The sequence below is a fragment of the Sphingopyxis sp. NFH-91 genome (assembly GCF_021401285.1).
GTDB lineage: Bacteria > Pseudomonadota > Alphaproteobacteria > Sphingomonadales > Sphingomonadaceae > Sphingopyxis > Sphingopyxis terrae_A.
In genome coordinates this window covers 1-17,346 of the sequence record NZ_JACBGA010000003.1, presented here as the reverse complement: position 1 = coordinate 17,346, position 17,346 = coordinate 1, and the positions used below count along the sequence as shown (strand labels likewise).

Sequence of the window (17,346 nt, the reverse complement as noted above, 5' to 3'; positions counted from 1 at the left end):
GGGGAGGAGGGGATGGCCGACGTCAGCCGCATGCCGCTCTATCGCACGATCTGGCGCTGGCATTTCTATGCCGGGCTGTTCGTCATCCCCTTCATCCTGATCCTGTCGCTGACCGGCGCGGCCTATCTGTTCAAGCCGCAGATCGACCGGTGGGAGGAGGGCGACTGGCGCGGGCTCGCCGCCGCGCAGCCGGTCGATGCCGACGCGCAGGTCGCGGCGGCGCTCGCCGCCTTTCCCGGCGCGGCCTTTCACTCTTATCGCATCCCGGGAGCGCCGGGCGACGCCGCGGTGATCCACCTCGGCCTGCCCGGCGGCACAATGCGCGATGTGGCGGTGTCGCCGCAGGGGCGCGTCATCGGGTCGGCCGATCCCGAGCTGCGCTGGACGGCGTGGCTCGCGCGGTTGCACGGCAAGCTGCTCCTTGGGCTGGGGGGCGGCATTCTGGTCGAACTTGCCGCAAGCTGGGCAATCGTGATGATCCTGACCGGCCTCTATCTCTGGTGGCCGCGCGGGCGGGGACTGGCCGGGGTCGTCTGGCCGCGGCTGCGCCTTGGCGGACGCGCGGCGCTGCGCGATCTGCACGCCGTCACGGGATTCTGGGTTTCGGGCCTCGCGCTCGTCCTCCTCACCACCGCGCTGCCGTGGACCGACATCTGGGCAACGGGCTTTCGCGCCGTGCGCGCCGAGATGGGCTGGGTGTCGGGGGTGCAGGACTGGAAGGGGGGGCTCGATCCGCACGCCGCGCATGATCATGGCGCGATGGCCAAGGCAATGAACCGGGCGACGCCGGCGCATCGGATGGCGAATGCGGACGATGCGCCGCGGGTCAAGCTCGATCGGATCGTGCTGCGCGCGCAGGCCGAACATATGCCCGCGCCGGCGATCATCCAGCCGCCGGGGGCGCCCAATATGTTCGGGCCGCCCAACGGCAATGTCTGGACGCTGACGACGCAGACGCAGAACCGCCCGCTCGTGCGCAAGGTCAGCTATGATCCGGTGACCGGGATCGAGGTGGCACGCAGCGGTTTTGCCGACAAGCATGTGATCGACCGCGCCGTCGGCTATGGCATCGCCTGGCACGAAGGGCAGCTATTCGGTGTCGTCAATCAACTCGTCGGCGTCGCAACGACGCTTGCGATGATCACGCTTGCCGTGTCGGGTTTCCTGATGTGGCGCCGCCGCAAGCCCTATGATGCGATCGGCGCGCCGCCCATGCCGCGCGATCCGGCGCGGCTTAAGGGTGTGGCGGCGATCGTGCTGTGCCTTGCCGCGCTGCTGCCGCTGCTTGCGGCGTCGCTGATCCTGTTGTGGCTCGTCGACCGGCTGATCCTGCCGCGCCTGCCGCGGGTGGCGCGCTGGCTGGGAATGGCTCCGGCGGTGCGGGAGGTTTTTAGAGTATAAGTTCATGGCCGCAGCGGGCTTGACCTTCACGGCCATTGCGCCCGAGGGCAGAGAAAAGGTCGTGGCGCGCGTGGGTGACTTTCTAGATAAGCTTGGAGAGGCGCGGGGGCGAAAGCCACAGGATTGCGAAAAGCCGTTATTGCAGACCAACCCCTCGGTCCAGCTTGCGAACTGAAGCAGGCTCGCCGGATTCGCAGCTGCAATGGCATGAATGACTTTGCGAGCCATTCGCGCTTCCCGTCTCGACGAAGCGATGAATAAGCCGTAGCAGCCGGCTCCATCAGTCGACGGCGGCGCGGCACCTACGCCGCCCGCAAACACTGAAGACCATTCCATAACAGGAGGCCGAAAAATTGCAGCATATCAGCACCCATCTTGCTTTTGCAGGACGGCCAGAGCGTCATTCCGTGCTGAGGCAAGCCATCATGGTCGCGGCACTTGTTGGGTGCACCTTGCCCCCCTCAGCCACACTTCTGGCAGCCGAAGTGCAGGCAGGTCAGAAAGCGGTCTCGGCCAACCAGGAAGAGTTTCTGAGCAAATTCATGGCCTATTATGTCAAATGGGCGGAGGAAATTGAAGCGCGCGGCCAAGCGACGGGCATCCCTCTCGATCCGGACCAAGCGCGCCTCGCCGCAGAGATCGGCATAAAACATCCCGAAAAAGTGCGCCTCGTTTTCGTCGACGAAATCCCCTTCCCGAGGGAGAATCCCGAGATCTCGCTTGCCGGCGAGACGTTCGGTTTCATCGGTCCGGGCATCGTCAACAACGCCCAGGCCTTTGGATACACAATCTGGGTGCGGAAGGGCTTCACGCTCGACCAGCCGCGCCTCGCACATGAGCTCGTTCATGTGTGGCAGATCGAGCGGAGCACGAGCTTCGCGGCCTATGCGGGCCAATATGTCTCGGAATTGATCCAATATGGCCACGACAAATCCCCACTCGAACTCGAGGCCTATGAAGCCAATCAAAGATATGCCGGTTGATCGGCCGGGGAAGGCGTGATCCACAGCCGCCATCGACCGTCCGCCCGATGCAGCGGACTAAGATCGCGGCAGGCAGAGCGTCATCTTCGAGAGACAGGCATGTTGCGAACGGCGACGATATAGGCAATGCAGACCAAGGGGTTGCTGCTTTTGCTAATCGCAAGCGCTTTGGGGAAATGAAAATGACGAAATGGCGCCTTGGCCTCGTGGCTCTCGCGGGCGTGTTGGCCGCATCACCAGCCGCCGCGACGATGAATTGCTACGGGCCGGAATGGCAACGCTTCACCGATCCGCGGCTCGGCGTGACGCTCGACGTCAGCACCGATGTGCATCAAACCTATAGCCTGGGGGCCGAAGATTTCGTCAATGTCGAGGTAACCGAGCGCGCGCGGCCCGGGAAAGAGATCGGCGGCCGCTGCAGCAGCTTCAACTTCGGGGTCGTGGATTTCGGCATTTATGAAATTTCCGACGTCGCCGGCCTTCTGAAGGACCAGGCCGATCAGATCGCCAGCGGCGGCCTCAACAATTTCAAGGTCCTGAAAAACCGTCCCTTGACCTTCCAGGGTCTCCCGGCGCGCGAGGTCATCTTCTCGTTCACCATCGACTATTTCAACACCCCGGCAACCCACCGCTATCTGATCGTGGCGCGAGGAAACAAGCTTTACACATTCAACTGGGTATGGGGTGACGCCGGCGACGTTCCCGCCGATTCAACGCGCATATACGACTCTATCCGGTTCACGCCCGTTGCAGCTGATCCGAACGCCCGGTCTCGCGCGATGCTGGAGGATACCATCCTCCTCTACTGGCTCCGCAGCGACTATCCTTCCACGATCCACATGTCCGCGTCGCTGCGCCGCATCGTCGATCCCAAACGCGCCGAAGAAAGCAAGATGGTCGCTGGATATGGCTATGTACAAAAGGTCGACTATCTGCGGACGGAGAAGGGGTACCGCGTCTTTCGGGTCGAGCACAGCAAGGCGGTCGTCGATTGGTATACGGCCGACGATGGAAGCCAGATTTCGGCGCTCTACTGGAAAAAAGTCCGTGATCTCTGAAAAGAGCTCGTCGTCAGGCCCTCGGACGATGGCATGACGAACCCGGCCACCTACGCCATCGTTCCGGATTTCCTCCGTTTCGAGGTCGGCGCGATCGGCCTCGAGCTGGGCGGTGCGCATGGCGAGTATGAACGGCTGGAGCGGTGCATGACCGCTCCGCTCAGTGCAATCGCGGGCCAGCCGATCACCAGCGCGCCGCGGCTACTCGGCGCGCTTCAGGGAATGCTGGTCGTCCTCGACGCCGAAGAGGACGGCTCCGACTGGAGCGGCAGCATCCGCAGGAGCGCATTCGGGACAGGCACCCCGGACGCGCCCGACTATGTGGTTTCGATCGATCTGTCGTCCGCCGCCTTCGACCGGCTGCTCGCGATGATGCAAGCAGGTCGGACGCTCACCGCACTGTCGCTCGATTTCCAGAATATCGATGGTCCGCTGAACGAAGATCCCCTCGACCGCCCGATCCCTTGGGACGACGCCCGATATCCGCACGTCGCCTTGACCAACTTCTTGCTGCGTTGGGCTTGAGGTGGCCGGTTTCGGACTGGCAGATTTCAGTGAAGAATCGAGAACAGTGGACAGTTGCAACGCAATCCCGGTGTCAGAAACAAGGGCTAGATAAAGCTAGGAATGGGCCCGATTTGGCTGGTCTGATCAGGAAGCGCTACCTGGACCTCATCAACATAGCACCAGCCCCAACCTTCAGGCGGATCATATCCCTCGATGATCGGATGGCCCGAACGCTCGAAGTGCGCGCGGGCATGGCGATTTGGCGATTGGTCGCAGCAACCGACATGTCCGCATTCGCGACAGAGCCGCAGATGCACCCATGGGCTGCCAATTTTGAGGCATTCCTCGCAGCCCCGTGCACTCGGTGTAACGTCGTGAACATGCGGCAGGTGAGAACATCCAGACACAGCGAATTCCTTCAGGATTGTGCGAGCAAAGAATGAATCTGCGAAACGACCGCCGCGCCCTCGCCGACCGCGGCGGCCACGCGCTTCGTCGATCCGGCACGAACATCGCCAATTGCAAAGACGCCGGCGCGGCTCGTTTCGAGCGATCGGCTGCCGACACCGCTTACGATAAACCCATCGGCATCGGTGGTCACGCAATCGCGTGCCCAGCCGGCATTGGGGTCGGCACCGATGAACAGGAAAAGGTGTCGCAACGCGTAGCGGCGGGCCTTGCCGTCGGCCGCTCTACGAAACGTCGCCGCAGCAAGATTTCCGGCCTCATCTCCTTCAAGTGCAGACAATTCTTCGCCGGAATGGATTTCCACATTCGGGAGCGCAGCGATGCGGTCGATCAGATAGCGCGACATAGTCTCCGAAAGATCGCGCCGAACGAACAGGCGAAGCGTACGCACAAAGGGTGCGAGAAATACGATTGCCTGTCCCGCCGAATTGCCGCCGCCGACAAGGGCGATGTCTTCGCCTGCGCATAGCCGTGCCTCGATCGCCGACGCCCAATAGGCGACACCCTTTCCTTCGAAGGCCGCCAGATTGGGGACGTCGGGCCGGCGATATTGCGCGCCAGAGGCAATTACCACCGAGCGCGCGCTGACACGGCGTTCCTCCGCGCAGACCAGGGTCAGCGGACCTGCGTCACAGACCAGCCGCTCGACGGCGACCGGGATCGCGATTTCGGCTCCGAACTTGAGCGCCTGATTGAAGGCGCGTCCGGCAAGCGCCTGTCCCGAGATGCCGGTGGGAAAGCCGAGATAATTTTCAATTCTGGCCGAGGCCCCCGCCTGTCCGCCCATGCTGCGCGCATCGAGAACGATAACCGATAACCCCTCCGACGCGGCGTAGACCGCGGTTGCGAGACCTGCGGGGCCCGCACCGACGACCGCGACGTCGTAGAGGTGATCGGGATCGAGGTCCGGGATGATCCCCAGGCAGGCGGCAAGCTCCACGCTCGTCGGCCGGCGAAGAAGCGCCCCGCCGGGGCAGACGACGAGGGGAAGCTCGTCAGACGAAACCCCAGCCTGTTCGACCAGCGCGCGTCCCTCGCCATAGACGCGAACATCGAGAACAAGATTGGGCAATCCGCTGCGGGTCAGAAACTCCTGTAGCGCGATAATCTCGGCGCTCCCGGGAATACCGATCAGGATCGTGCCGGCGCCTCCTTGTTCGATAAGCCGGACGCGCCGAAGGATCAGCGCCCGCATGATGATTTCGCCGATCTCGGCAGACCCTATCATCAAGGCCCGGAGATGCGCGGGATCGAAAGGGAGCGCTGTACATCCTAGGTCGCCTGCGTGTCCCCCGGCAATCGAAGGACGGCCGGCAAGCTGATTGACCTCTCCGGTGAACTGCCCCGCGCCATGGACGGTGATCGGCGCCGTGCGATCGAGCCCGTCACCGCGCGTCACCTTGATCTCGCCATCGAGAATGAGCCAGGCTGGCGCGCCGCGCTCGCCGATCGCATATACGGTCTCACCGGGCGCAAAGCGATGCTCCGGACCGCTGGCGAAACGCCGCGCAAGCTCGATCTGCGCATGGCTCAGAACGGGAAACATCTGGGGTGCGCGGGTATCGGGGTCGGTCATGATCATCTCCCTGGATGGGTAGGGGCGGCGCCGCGCGCCGCCCCTTCATGCAAAGCTCATTGCGTGATGAAGGCGAGCAGGTCGGGGTTGATGACATCGGCGTGGGTGGTGAGCATGCCGTGCGGGAAGCCCGGGTATATCTTCAGCGTTCCGTTCTGCAACAACTTGACCTGAAGCAGTGCGGCGTCGGTGTAGGGCACCACCTGGTCGTCATCGCCCTGCACCGCCAGCGTCGGCACAGTGATCGCCTTGAGATCCTCGGTCTGGTCGGTTTCGGAGAATGCCTTGATGCCTTCATAATGCGCCAGCGCGCTGCCCATCATGCCCTGCCGCCACCAGTTGCGGATCACCGCGTCCGACACGACGGCATCGGGACGGTTGAAGCCGTAAAAGGGCCCGGCGGCGACATCGAGGAAGAAGGCGGCACGATTGGCTGCAAGCGCCTCGCGAAAACCATCGAAAACCTCGATCGGAGTTCCCCCCGGGTTCGCGTCGGTTCGCAGCATCAGCGGCGGAATCGCAGCCACCAGAATGGCCTTGGCGACGCGCCCCTGCGGCTGACCGAACCGCGCTACATAGCGCGCGACCTCGCCGCCGCCGGTCGAGTGCCCGATGTGCACCGTGCCCCGAAGATCGAGATGCTCGACGACAGCCGAGGCGTCCGCCGCATAATGATCGATATCATGGCCGATGTCGGTTTGCGATGACCGGCCATGTCCGCGGCGATCATGGGCGATCACGCGATAGCCATGGGCAAGGAAAAAGAGCATCTGCGCGTCCCAATCATCGGCGGACAGCGGCCAGCCGTGATGGAACATGATCGGCTGAGCGTCTTTCGGACCCCAGTCCTTGTAGAAGATTTCGGTGCCGTCGGGCGTGGTAACAAAAGCCATGATCGTCTCCTGTGAATGCAGCGGACGGCAAGACGTGTCCGTCCGGTGATCGAACCATCGGCGCTGCGGCTCCGCGGCGATATTATACGCAGGTTTCGGGTCGCCCGTTGATGCCGGCAAACCTAGGTATGATGGCGCCTGCCCGCGCGATCGGGAAACAAGGGGGGCATGCCGCTTGGCGGCGGACCGAAAGGATGCCCGATGACCCAGCAACATCAAGTCCCGATCTTTGCGCCGTCCCCTGTCGCGGTCCTGCCGCCCCTGCGGGGACCGAGCCGTGCCGACGAGGCCAATCACCGCATCGCCAATAATCTCCAGTTGCTGAGCGCGCTCATTTCCCTGGACGCCCGTCGGGTAGCCGACCCCGAGATGCGCGATTGGTTCGCCACAGTGCAGCGGCGCATCGGCGCGATCGCCAATGTTCACCGCCAGCTCTATATTGCACCTGACAAGGCCTTCGTGGACCTCGGCGCCTATCTTTGCGAGCTAGCCGAAGAGCTTGATGCGGCGGCAGCCGCTATCGAAGGCGAAAGCCGGATCCGGGTCGAGCCGGCTGCGGTCGATGTCCCCGCCGAAGATGCGACCGCGGTCGGGATCATCGTCTCGGAACTGGTCGGCAACGCCTTCAAATATGCCTATGCCCCGGGCGCGCCGGGTCTCGTCAGAATCGCTCTGCGCGCTCTGCCGCACGGCGGCTACTGGCTCGAGGTTTCGGACCGCGGCCGCGGCATGGAGCGCGGCCAGCCGTCCCGAGGCACCGGTGTAGGCTCGCAGCTCGTAACGATAATGGCGCAGCGTCTGCGAGCGGCGCATAGGTGGCACGATAATGCGCCAGGAACGCGGTTCACATTATGCGTCGAACCACGTTGAATTTCGGTCTCGAGCCGCCTTCGCTGTTGCGATTGCGCCCTGGCTCGTCCAGCTTCCCCTGGGGCCGGCTCTCCTCGCCGGGCCAGCTGCGGGAGGCTTTGATGCGCGGGGATGCGGACGCCAGGAGGCTGGGCGCGCAGTTGCACGGCGCGATGGCGGCGACCCTCGCGCTCGTTATTTTTGCCCTCGATATTCTGAGCCCGCTGCAGGGTGCAGTAGCGGTGCTCTATACGACCGTTGCACTTGTCGCATCGCGCAGTCAGATGCGCGCGCTGATATGGGCGGCCGGGAGCCTGACGATCCTGCTTGCGGTAACGGGCTATTACATCAGCCATTGGGGCGAACCGCTCGATTCGGCGGCGATGCGCCTCGGCGTCAGCCTCGTCGCGATCGGCATCACGACCTTGCTGTGCGTGCGACATCAGCTATTGGCCGAAGCGCGCCGGCGCTCGGAAACACGGTATCGCACCATCTTCAACGCTGCCGGTCTCCCGATCTGGGAAAGCGACTGGTCGGCGGCTCACAGCCTTCTGGCAGACGTCGATGAGCCGGAACCAGCCAGGATCCAGCGCGCAGCCCGAGCGGCCGTCATACGCGACGCAAATGAAGCAGCGGCGCGCCTGTTCGGCTTGAAGGGCCGTGACGCACTGGTTGGTCAGACGCTCGCGCCGCACCACACCCCCGCGGCCGAGGCGACCTTTGGCGATATCGCGCGGGCGCTGACCTCGGGTGATCAGACGATCGAGCAGGAAACCCAGTTCCTCGATGCATCCGGCGAGCCCGTTGACGTCTTGTTGCGTGTCACTATTCCGCCCGGCAGCGATGGCTGGGGACGGGTTCTTGTGATGGCGCTCGATATTACCGAACGCAAACGCGCGCAGGCGCGGCTCGCGCAGTCACAGGCCGAGTTGACCCATGTCTCGCGTCTCACCACGCTCGGCCAGCTTGCCGCCTCGATTGCGCATGAGGTCAACCAGCCGCTGTCGGCGGTCGTGACCTATGCCAAGTCGGGCAAGAGATGGCTCGCGCGCGAGGCGCCGGATGCCGCCGAGGTGTCCGACTGTCTCGATCATATTGCCGCCAACGGCACACGCGCCGCCGATGTGATCGCGCGCATCCGGGATGTCGCGCGCAAGGCCGATCCGCGCCGGGAGGCAATAGCGCTTGCGCCGTTGATCGAAGAAACGGTCGCCCTGTTGCAGCGCGACCTGCAAACGCATGGGGTCGCCATCAAGCTGACTGTTGCCGGCGATCTTCCCCGCGTGGCGGGCGACCGGGTCCAGGTCCAGCAGGTGCTGATGAACCTGATGCTGAATGCGGAGCAGGCCATGAGCGAGGTTCCGGTCGAGCGTCGAACACTGGACCTCAAAGCGCGCCGCGATGGCGACGCGGTGAGGATCGACGTCTGCGATGCGGGCACGGGTATCGCGGCCGATCCGGAAAGCCTTTTTGCGCCTTTCTTTACCACCAAGACGACTGGCCTCGGCATGGGCCTTTCGATCTGTCGCTCGATTATCGAGCAGCATGGCGGCACGCTCGGTGCCGCGAACAATGGCGATCGCGGCGCGACATTCTGGTTTCGTCTGCCGATCGCGCGCGAGGGAGCCGAAGCGATATGAGCAATGCGGCCCGCGTTCATGTGATCGACGACGATGCCGAGGTGCGCGGCGCCTTGGGGAGCCTTTTGCGCTCTGCCGGCCATGACGTTGCGCTTCATGAGGAAACGGAGGATTTCCTCGCGTCCGGGCAACCCGACACGGCCTGCTGCCTGGTCCTCGACATCCGGCTCCGCGGCGAAAGCGGTCTCGATTTCCAGGAGCGATTGGCCAAGCAGGGAATCCAGATACCCGTCATCCTGATGACGGGACATGGCGATATTCCAATGACCGTGCGGGGAATGAAGGCGGGCGCGGTCGATTTCCTCCCCAAACCGTTCAGCGATGATCAGATGCTGACGGCGGTCGCGGCGGCGATCGAAGCCAGCCGGACGCAGCGCGCCGAAGCCGCCAAAGCTATTGCCGTGAAAGAGGCCCATGACAGGCTCACCCCGCGCGAGCGCGAGGTCATGGCGCTGGTCGTTACGGGCCTGATGAACAAGCAGGTCGCAGCGCGATTGAATCTGTCCGAGATCACGGTCAAGATCCACCGCGGCAATGTGATGCGCAAGATGGCGGCGCAGTCGCTCGCCGACCTCGTCCGCATGGCCGAACAGCTCGGCGTGCGCGACGACAGCATCCACCGGTTTAACATCTGAGTATGATGGAAAAACGGCGTGGGCGGGCGCATTCAGAAAGTCCCCCGTGCCCCCGTGCCGCTATTTCACTGGAATTGCTTTCGTGTCTTCTTCCCCCATCATAGCCATTGTCGACGACGATCCCGATGTCCGTGGCAGCCTCGACAGTCTGCTCCGCTCGGCCGGCATGACGCCGCGCTGCTATGCGGGTGGCGAAGAGATGCTGGCGAGCGGCGGGCATGAGGAGCTCGCCTGCATCGTGACCGATCTGCACATGCCCGGGATGACAGGATTGGAGTTGCAGGCCCAAATGGGCGCGCGCGGCTGGCGGACGCCCTTCATTCTCGTGACCGCCTATCCAACCGACGCCGCCCGCGACCAGGCGACGAGGGCAGGCGCTTGCGGATTCCTGACCAAGCCGGTCGACCCCGATCGCCTGCTCGACGCGATCGAAGACGCGATCAGATAGAGGGGCGCCGAAGCCGCGACGACGCCGAAGCTTTAAAAAGGGAGATTGTTTGTCGCCGAGCGGCGCGTCAATCCGGACGCGGAAGGCGGCACTGGGGGCCTTGCGGAACCCCGTGATCGCGCGCTTCCTCGCCACATCGGCAGGATCGTCCGCAACAGGAAATATGCGATATCGCTCGCACCCGCCGCCGCATCGCAAGCGCGCAAGCCGCTGATCGCCGCGCCGTTGGTATTCCGGCAGCCGGTGATCAACAAGATGAGACCGACAGCAACAGGGAGCATATGTCTGTCAGGTTTCTCGATTGGAGGATGCGGCGACCCGCCTGGGGAGAGCGGGAGGCAGGCGGGTCGCCGCGGCCGAAGTCCTCAGAGGATCTTCGGCGATCGGCAGCTCTCGTAAAGGAACCAGCTTCGCCGTTCGGTCTCGTCGATCCACACTTCGAGCAGGCTCGCGGTGGCGACGTCGGCATATTCGTCGCATAGCTCATGAACGCGGCGCATCTCCGCCACGAGCTGCTTGTTGTCGCCGTGCAGTTCGGCGAGCATGTCCTTGGGATCGACGTAGGCGGCGTTATTGTCGAGGATCCGCTGGCGGCCAGCGATGTCGGAGATCGAGCGGATCGTCGTGCCGCCGATCTTGCGCGCGCGTTCGGCGATCATGTCGGTCATCGCGAAAATCTGATCGCCCTGCTCATCGAGCAGGAGATGATAGTCGCGGAAATTCGGCCCGCTCATATGCCAGTGAAAATTCTTGGTCTTGAGATAGAGCGCGAAGACGTCGGCAAGCAGACCCGCAAGACCCGCCGAAATATCGCGGGTAGCATCGGTGCCGAGATCTGTGGGTGTGCCGAGAAAGCGCTCGGCTAGCGAGGAGCGCTGGTGTTGATCCGCCATCTTGATTCTCCTGGTCGGGGCGGCCCTATGCCGTCCGGCGGAGGTTTAGATACAGGCGAAAAGGCCCCATCCAATCCAAACAAAGGTTTGCATATCTTCGTATGATTGGCGGTTCGTCCGCCCCCACCTAGCCTCCGCAGCAATCCGGAGAGCGACCTTCGCCTCTCCCTCATCGCGAAAGCATTCTACCATGACCGCACCCCGCCATGTCCGGCCGATCATGTTCCGCGAAGATGACCAAACCTGCTGAACAGGAGATCCCCATGACCAACGATCTTCGTCCATCGATGGATAATGCGCTGACCTTTTCGATGGCCGCTGCCGCCGGAATCGCGGTTGCCAACATCTATTACAACCAGCCGATGCTTGCGATAATGGAGCGCGATCTGCCCGGACCGGTTACGGCACTCGTCCCGACCGCGACCCAACTTGGTTATGCCGCCGGCCTCTTCCTGCTCGTACCGCTCGGCGACCTTGTCGAGCGCAGGCGGCTTATCGCCATGCAGTTTGGAGCCCTGGCTCTCGCGCTCGCCGCCGCTGCAATCGCACCGGGAGCAGCCATGCTCGTCCTCGCATCGCTGTTTCTCGGCGCGGCGGCGACGGTCGCCCAGCAAATCGTACCTTTTGCTGCACATCTCGCTCCGCCCGAGCGGCGCGGAGCGATCATCGGCCGGGTCATGGCGGGCCTTCTTTGCGGCATCCTGCTCAGCCGGACCATTGCCGGCTTCATCGTCTCGACTGCGGGCTGGCGAGCCATGTTCTGGATTGCTGCGCCCGTCGCCTTGCTGAGCGGCGCCTGGATGGCCCGCAAACTGCCCATAAGCAGGCCCGAGACCAGCCTGACCTATGGTTCGCTGATGCGCTCGCTGATCCATCTGTGGAACGAATTTCCGGCCTTGCGGCTCGCCGCCGTGACGCAGGCGCTCGTATTCGGATCGTTCACTGTTTTCTGGACGATCCTGGCCTTTCGTCTTGAAGAGCCGCGCTTCGGGCTTGGTGCCGATGTCGCTGGCCTATTCGGTATTGTCGGCGCCGTCGGTATACTGGCAGCGCCGCTCGCCGGGCGCATCGTCGACCGGCAGGGACCGCACCGGATGATTTTGACAGGCACAGCGCTGACATTCGCTTCCTGGGCGATCTTCGGTCTCTGGACCTCGCTGGCAGGGCTGATCGTCGGAGTGATCCTGCTCGATTTCGCGGTGCAGGTTTCGCTCGTTTCCAACCAGCACCTCGTTTACGCGCTCCGCCCCGATGCCCGGGCACGTCTCAACACCATCTTCATGGGCACCATGTTTCTTGGCGGCGCGGCCGGTTCAGCTGCTGCTGCCCCCGCCTGGCTCGCCTTCGGATGGCCAGGGACCGTGGCAATCGGGCTGGCGCTCGCCGGCGCTGCAACATTTCTGCAGTCGCTGTCTTGGAGGCTTACGCGGTCGTGCTGATGGTGGCCGGTTGGAGACGGGCAGCTATCAGGCGAGCAAGGGTAGAAAGCTGACGTTCTCGACGGAACCACTTTAAACAGATGGGACGCCGCCGATTCTAGCCTGGTCAATCCAGCCGTCTAAGGGCTCCTCCGGCGGCGCTCCTTTGAACCGCTTGCGGAATGCTTGATGACGTTCGACGGCTTCGAGGCGTCTCGTTTCAAGTGCGGCAAGCACTTCGGCACTTGCACCGATCTTCTTGAAGATATCCCAGATCTGGCTCCAAGTGCCGTGAAGGCGGGGCAACTCCGATTGAAGAGTTACCAGCTCGTCGGCGCACAATGTCGCAAAAGCCTCGTCGGCGACATCCCTGTTAGTTGTCGCCGCCAATTGCCCGTCCACCATTGCGCGCGTCTTGCTAAGATTGCGGGCGCGCAGAAGCGCTCGTGCGTCGAATTGGACGAGGTTCAAGATGCGCATCCCCATCCCTTCTTCCCCCACCCAATGCCGGATGTCGGATACGTTCTCGAGGATGCCTTCGAGCTCAACGTCAAGCTGCTTAACGAAACCATCAAGCAACCCGGTCGCTTCGGCGCGGTCAAGCAGGACCTGCCACGCGGCTCGGCGCCAATCACCGACATGTGCAATCTTGAAGTCGAGCATTAGCGCGAAAACGTTCGGCAACTTCGCATCGGGAAGATCAGATATCAGATCGGCGAGTTCGGTGCCCTCGCCGAAATTCGCGATCTCATAGAACGCGACAGCATGGAGCGGATGATCCGGTAATTGTGCCAGACCTGTTATCACCCGCCTCCAAGCCGGACTATCCGAGTGATGGGTTGCATACCACCACAGAGGCTGCGGCCAGCCGACAAACATATGAATGCAAGCTGCGAACAGCTTCACGCCCAGCCGTCGCTCGATTTCCTCGGGAGCAAGCGTGAGCACTGCAGGATCGCCTACAAGAGTTGCGACGAGCGCGGGTGGCGGCGTGGCCCGGGTGAGCATTGTTGCCGCCAACCAGTGGCGGTCGACGCGGTCTTCGGCAAGCGCGTCTTGAAGGAGGGACTGTTCCTCTGCGCTAAGTGCATCCCAGTCGGTGACGAGCCAACTCATCGTTACAATGCGCACGCCAGTATCGGCTACACCGAACAGACGGCGCAGGATCGGCAACCGCGCTTCTGCTGTCATGCCCCGCATAAGCGGCTCGGCTATCGCGAGCTCGAATTCGCAGAGGAAGTAGCGATCGACCCTTTGCAACACGCGTGAAGCCCAAGCCTCGATAACGGGTGACACACTGTTTGCTGGGACCGCGTCAAGCGCGTCGTCGAGAGCAGCATTGAACCGCCCATCGTCGAAAGCGACGCTTAAAGGGAGGGTCGCGATGACGATCGGCATCAGGGTCAGGAAAATGTCCCAAGGGGGACGCTCGCCAAAATGCTCGACGCGATTGAACAATACCAGTCTGCTGAACAGAACGCTTGCACAGCCCGGTGAACGCGCATGTATCATGAGGATGGCAAGGATGCGCTCGCGGCGCGACGCGTCCAATACCGTCCAGGCGCCGGCCAACTCTTTTAGCAGTCCGAGGCTGACGGCAGGAGTTACGTCATTCTCAAGTCGATCGAGAATGTCTGCATCGTCATCGCGCGGCAACCGGCACCATATTCGGGCGGCTGCCGCGCGGATCACCGCTTCGTCCGCGCGAAGGAAACGGCGTGCCGCTACTGCTGTGAGCGCTTCGGAATTCTCGTCGAGGGTCTTCAGCAGACGGTGAGATAGCGAGAGATCCAATCCGAGCGGCTGACCTGCGTCGAGTGCCTCCAAGTAGGGCTGAATCACCGCGATTGGTGAGGCATCTGCGGGCCAGTCCGGCTGATCGGATATGAATCCCATGCCATGCGCCACGTCGATATCGTCCAGGTCGATCACCATCCGTTCCGACCAGCGCGGGAGTTCTTCCCTGAGCGCATCCGGCAACTGGTCGGCGGACTCTATGAGGAACTGAAAACAACAATCGCGGGTCGCTGGAAAAAGCGAGCGGATACCTTTCCGCGCTATAGCGAAAACGCCACCGGATTGATCGTCCGGCAATGACAGACGCAACCAGCATAAATTGCGCGCCGCCGCGAGCGATGTCCCGGGAGACGCGCAGGCAATGGAGCGCTCAACTTGTTCTAGGATCCGCTTTCTATCGGACGGAATATCGGGCGTGATCAGTGTTTGCGCGCCGGCGCGAAGATAGGGATGCGAGAAATTTAGCCGAGTTCCACGTTCTTCGATCACCCGGCGTCGTTGCAGGGTTTCAAGCGCGAAGCGCTGGCCGTCGTCCAATTGTGGTTGCATAGGATAGCTGGGCGGCGGGCGCCGCTCTCCCCCCAGAGCGATTATGAACGACGATCGCTCCAGCCCGGGGCGTGTTTCGCCGCCATTGATGATGAACGCGAGTTCCGTATCGTGAGCGCCTTCGGATGCGGTCGTTGCGAGCGCAGAGGCGGTCAGGAGATCGCCGATCGCAGGCATCTGCATCGTCAATGCCCGCGCAAAATCGGTGGCATCCCGTCGCGCTTGGAGCAATATTTCCTCGTCGCGCGCTGGCTGCGCGAGCTCGCTCCAGGTCTGGGCAAGATAAGCGAGTGCGCCAGGATCGCGCAACGCCGGTTCGCGCGCGATAAACTGCTCGACTTGAGCAACGGCTGCGGCTGGCATCTCCTGATGGAGGGCCGCCTCGCGCCAGACCGCTTGGGCGCGCTCGATCGTCAAGGGTTCCAGACGGAGCCATTGCTGAGCCCCAAGCGCACAGGCGCCAAGTTCCGACGCCGCCCTGGTCTGGAGCAGAACATGCTCGGACTGAGCGACGATCAAGCGTCGGTTGGCCGGAATCCGCTCGCTCAAGGCGCGGAGCGCGGCGAGCCGCGCGCTGGCGTCGACCGCTGGCTCGCGCACGCCCAGTGGGTCGTCGAGCACATAGGCCCTCTCAGCTCCCACCATTTCCGTGAGGAAGCGTTCAGCTTCCTCGACAAACGCGCCCTGCCTGACTTCGAAGCCTTCGGCTTGGAGCCGCCCGCCAATCGCCCGCGCAGTCCAGGATTTGCCTGCGCGGGGCGGCCCGGCGAGCAGCAGGACACCGGCTTCGCGGAGCCGCATTTCCAGATCCGCTTCGATGCCGCGATCCAGGTAACCATTGGGTCGGACAGCGCGTGGAGCGTGCTCGGCAAGCTCGCGCAGCATCGGGACGAATGCGTCCTTCTGGGTCCGCTTTGCGTTGGCAAGGAGATCGCTGAGGCGAGCAAGCATACCGCGAATTGACAGAGTATCGAAGTTGTCGGCGCGCATCATGGAGTGCAGCCGCACCTCGACCGTTTCTGCTGTTTCCAGATCGGCGATCCAAGTCCGGGACAGAGCCCGCTCGAAATCAGCGATCGGGTGCGCCGCGAGCGAGGCGACGTCCTTGAGTCTCGCTAGTACCAATTTGGTAGCGCGTGCAGGCGGCTTCGCGGCCGCCATCCTAGTTAGTTCATTCCGCAGGGCTATCGCCAGCACGCGAGGTGCCGGCCTTGGGGGTGACAATTTACCGAGCGGAAGCCGCTCTAGAAGTGGAGCAATGTCGTCGTTGCATCGAGCCGTTAATATGAAAAGCGCGTGCCTTGTATCTTGGTCGAACAGGCGCTCCAGAAGCGAGCCGGTCGACTTGCGGGCGGGATAATGCGAAAGGTAGCTCGCTAGTTCAGCGACGCCGACTGTGCCGCTGGCTCCCTTTACCTGAACCTCAAGAGTTCGGATTTCCGGCAGGCTCCAAATGAGGTTGGCGTCTTCGCCGCCCTTGGGTTCCGGCACGAGCTCAAAAGTGCCGAACTGGCGACAACCTAACGCTAGCTCGATGCATGCCATATCCTGGAACGCGAATTTCTCAGGACCGATGACGGCAATATCCAACTTGCTTCCTACCCCGTAGCCATTTTGCTTCAGCCGTCGCTAGCGCGCCCATAACCACTTTCCAAGGTACAAGATTCTCCCGCCGGGATGGCGGCTCCGCGAGCCACATCCCGGCGTTTTCAAGTCAAACTCGTCGGCCCGCGGCGCACGCGAGCGTTCCACTAATCGCCAATTCAGCCCTGCTTTGCTGCCTTTCTCACGCGCTGACGGAAGCGCTTGATATGCGCACCATCGATCGGACGATCAGGCTCCAGGTCGAGAGCGCAGGTGGCCAGCGATGCGATGCTATTGTCGGTCAGCCTGAAGCCCGAGGGAATTTTGATAAAGTTTCCGCCGCTGTTATCTTCGATCGCCGCGTACAGCGCCTTCAGGAAATCAGCTTGCGACGAGCGAGGGCCGGTCGCGGCGGCGGCCGTAAGAGGGTCTGTCGCATCGATCTCGGCATCGCGGGCATCGTGCGCAATCACCCACATGAAATCGCTCAGCGATGGCCAATATTTCATGTCAAATTGGGAGTGCATGTCAAACGGCGTTCAAAAGGGACCCCCGATCGGCGTCGAAGAGGGACCCCCTTTTCGGATAATATGATGCTGGTTTGTTGAAGATGGCCTTGCGCTGCGTGCGGCGGAGGGCGGGCGTAG

General features: G+C 62.8%; 15 protein-coding genes. 9 read left to right on the top strand and 6 right to left on the bottom strand.

Annotated features, from left to right (window positions below):
• Window positions 1-12: 12 nt before the first annotated feature.
• The 4 genes from L0963_RS08215 to L0963_RS08200 all read left to right on the top strand — a co-directional run bounded on the left by L0963_RS08215 (window position 13) and on the right by L0963_RS08200 (window position 3,967).
• On the top strand, window positions 13-1,401 hold the full coding sequence (locus L0963_RS08215) for a PepSY-associated TM helix domain-containing protein (protein WP_234179151.1): 1,389 nt from the start codon (window positions 13-15) through the stop codon (window positions 1,399-1,401).
• Window positions 1,402-1,754: 353 nt separating this feature from the next.
• Window positions 1,755-2,384, top strand: coding sequence for a hypothetical protein (locus L0963_RS08210; protein WP_234179150.1), 630 nt, complete (start codon window positions 1,755-1,757; stop codon window positions 2,382-2,384).
• 47 nt (window positions 2,385-2,431) lie between these two features.
• Window positions 2,432-3,442, top strand: coding sequence for a hypothetical protein (locus L0963_RS08205; RefSeq protein WP_234179149.1), 1,011 nt, complete (start codon window positions 2,432-2,434; stop codon window positions 3,440-3,442).
• A gap of 33 nt (window positions 3,443-3,475) precedes the next feature.
• Window positions 3,476-3,967, top strand: a complete 492-nt coding sequence (locus L0963_RS08200; protein ID WP_234179148.1) for a hypothetical protein — start codon at window positions 3,476-3,478, stop codon at window positions 3,965-3,967.
• A gap of 86 nt (window positions 3,968-4,053) precedes the next feature.
• Here the strand turns inward: L0963_RS08200 and L0963_RS08195 are convergent, their stop codons facing one another.
• The 3 genes from L0963_RS08195 to L0963_RS08185 are packed head-to-tail and all read right to left on the bottom strand — an operon-like array spanning window position 4,054 to window position 6,886.
• A complete protein-coding gene (locus L0963_RS08195) occupies window positions 4,054-4,356 on the bottom strand; it encodes a UBP-type zinc finger domain-containing protein (protein ID WP_326490183.1) in 303 nt (100 codons plus the stop codon).
• 11 nt (window positions 4,357-4,367) lie between these two features.
• A complete protein-coding gene (locus L0963_RS08190) occupies window positions 4,368-5,993 on the bottom strand; it encodes an FAD-dependent oxidoreductase (RefSeq protein ID WP_234179146.1) in 1,626 nt (541 codons plus the stop codon).
• Between the two features lie 56 nt (window positions 5,994-6,049).
• The gene (locus tag L0963_RS08185) at window positions 6,050-6,886 is read right to left on the bottom strand and encodes an alpha/beta fold hydrolase (RefSeq protein ID WP_234179145.1); all 837 of its coding nucleotides are present in this window, start codon (window positions 6,884-6,886) and stop codon (window positions 6,050-6,052) included.
• A gap of 201 nt (window positions 6,887-7,087) precedes the next feature.
• On the opposite strand from L0963_RS08185, the gene L0963_RS08180 reads away from it, so the two are divergent.
• The 4 genes from L0963_RS08180 (at window position 7,088) to L0963_RS08165 (ending at window position 10,458) form a co-directional block, all read left to right on the top strand.
• Complete coding sequence (locus tag L0963_RS08180; RefSeq protein ID WP_217373081.1) at window positions 7,088-7,756, top strand: sensor histidine kinase; 669 nt, start codon at window positions 7,088-7,090, stop codon at window positions 7,754-7,756.
• A 101-nt stretch (window positions 7,757-7,857) separates the two neighbouring features.
• Window positions 7,858-9,375: a PAS domain-containing sensor histidine kinase gene (locus tag L0963_RS08175; RefSeq protein WP_234179143.1), complete on the top strand. Its 1,518-nt coding sequence runs from the start codon at window positions 7,858-7,860 to the stop codon at window positions 9,373-9,375.
• Window positions 9,372-10,010, top strand: coding sequence for a response regulator transcription factor (locus L0963_RS08170; RefSeq protein ID WP_186401199.1), 639 nt, complete (start codon window positions 9,372-9,374; stop codon window positions 10,008-10,010). Before L0963_RS08175 ends, L0963_RS08170 begins: the two co-directional genes overlap by 4 nt.
• Window positions 10,011-10,092: 82 nt before the next feature.
• Entirely contained in the window at window positions 10,093-10,458 is a 366-nt protein-coding gene (locus L0963_RS08165; protein ID WP_234179141.1) for a response regulator transcription factor, read from the top strand.
• 365 nt (window positions 10,459-10,823) lie between these two features.
• Here L0963_RS08165 and L0963_RS08160 read toward each other — a convergent pair whose 3' ends face one another.
• Window positions 10,824-11,351: a Dps family protein gene (locus L0963_RS08160; protein WP_234179139.1), complete on the bottom strand. Its 528-nt coding sequence runs from the start codon at window positions 11,349-11,351 to the stop codon at window positions 10,824-10,826.
• Between the two features lie 263 nt (window positions 11,352-11,614).
• Between L0963_RS08160 and L0963_RS08155 the strand changes: the two genes are divergently transcribed.
• Complete coding sequence (locus L0963_RS08155) at window positions 11,615-12,790, top strand: MFS transporter (protein WP_234179137.1); 1,176 nt, start codon at window positions 11,615-11,617, stop codon at window positions 12,788-12,790.
• Window positions 12,791-12,862: 72 nt separating this feature from the next.
• On the opposite strand, the gene L0963_RS08150 is transcribed toward L0963_RS08155, so the two are convergent.
• Together L0963_RS08150 and L0963_RS08145 are read right to left on the bottom strand one after the other, a co-directional pair.
• Window positions 12,863-16,705 carry a hypothetical protein gene (locus L0963_RS08150; RefSeq protein WP_234179135.1) on the bottom strand — a complete coding sequence of 1,281 codons (3,843 nt, stop codon included), beginning with the start codon at window positions 16,703-16,705 and terminating at the stop codon, window positions 12,863-12,865.
• Between the two features lie 173 nt (window positions 16,706-16,878).
• Window positions 16,879-17,208 (bottom strand): hypothetical protein, encoded by a 330-nt coding sequence (locus tag L0963_RS08145; protein ID WP_234179133.1) that lies wholly within the window; start codon window positions 17,206-17,208, stop codon window positions 16,879-16,881.
• Between the last annotated feature and the right edge of the window lie 138 nt (window positions 17,209-17,346).

Bases quoted from the DNA above. Each gene is read 5' to 3' on its own strand.
- L0963_RS08215 (WP_234179151.1), top strand. From the start codon at position 13: ATGGCCGACGTCAGCCGCATGCCGCTCTATCGCACGATCTGGCGCTGG.
- L0963_RS08205 (WP_234179149.1), top strand. From the start codon at position 2,432: ATGCAGCGGACTAAGATCGCGGCAGGCAGAGCGTCATCTTCGAGAGAC.
- L0963_RS08200 (WP_234179148.1), top strand. From the start codon at position 3,476: ATGACGAACCCGGCCACCTACGCCATCGTTCCGGATTTCCTCCGTTTC.
- L0963_RS08190 (WP_234179146.1), bottom strand. From the start codon at position 5,993: ATGACCGACCCCGATACCCGCGCACCCCAGATGTTTCCCGTTCTGAGC.
- L0963_RS08185 (WP_234179145.1), bottom strand. From the start codon at position 6,886: ATGGCTTTTGTTACCACGCCCGACGGCACCGAAATCTTCTACAAGGAC.
- L0963_RS08180 (WP_217373081.1), top strand. From the start codon at position 7,088: ATGACCCAGCAACATCAAGTCCCGATCTTTGCGCCGTCCCCTGTCGCG.
- L0963_RS08175 (WP_234179143.1), top strand. From the start codon at position 7,858: ATGCGCGGGGATGCGGACGCCAGGAGGCTGGGCGCGCAGTTGCACGGC.
- L0963_RS08170 (WP_186401199.1), top strand. From the start codon at position 9,372: ATGAGCAATGCGGCCCGCGTTCATGTGATCGACGACGATGCCGAGGTG.
- L0963_RS08160 (WP_234179139.1), bottom strand. From the start codon at position 11,351: ATGGCGGATCAACACCAGCGCTCCTCGCTAGCCGAGCGCTTTCTCGGC.
- L0963_RS08155 (WP_234179137.1), top strand. From the start codon at position 11,615: ATGACCAACGATCTTCGTCCATCGATGGATAATGCGCTGACCTTTTCG.
- L0963_RS08145 (WP_234179133.1), bottom strand. From the start codon at position 17,208: ATGAAATATTGGCCATCGCTGAGCGATTTCATGTGGGTGATTGCGCAC.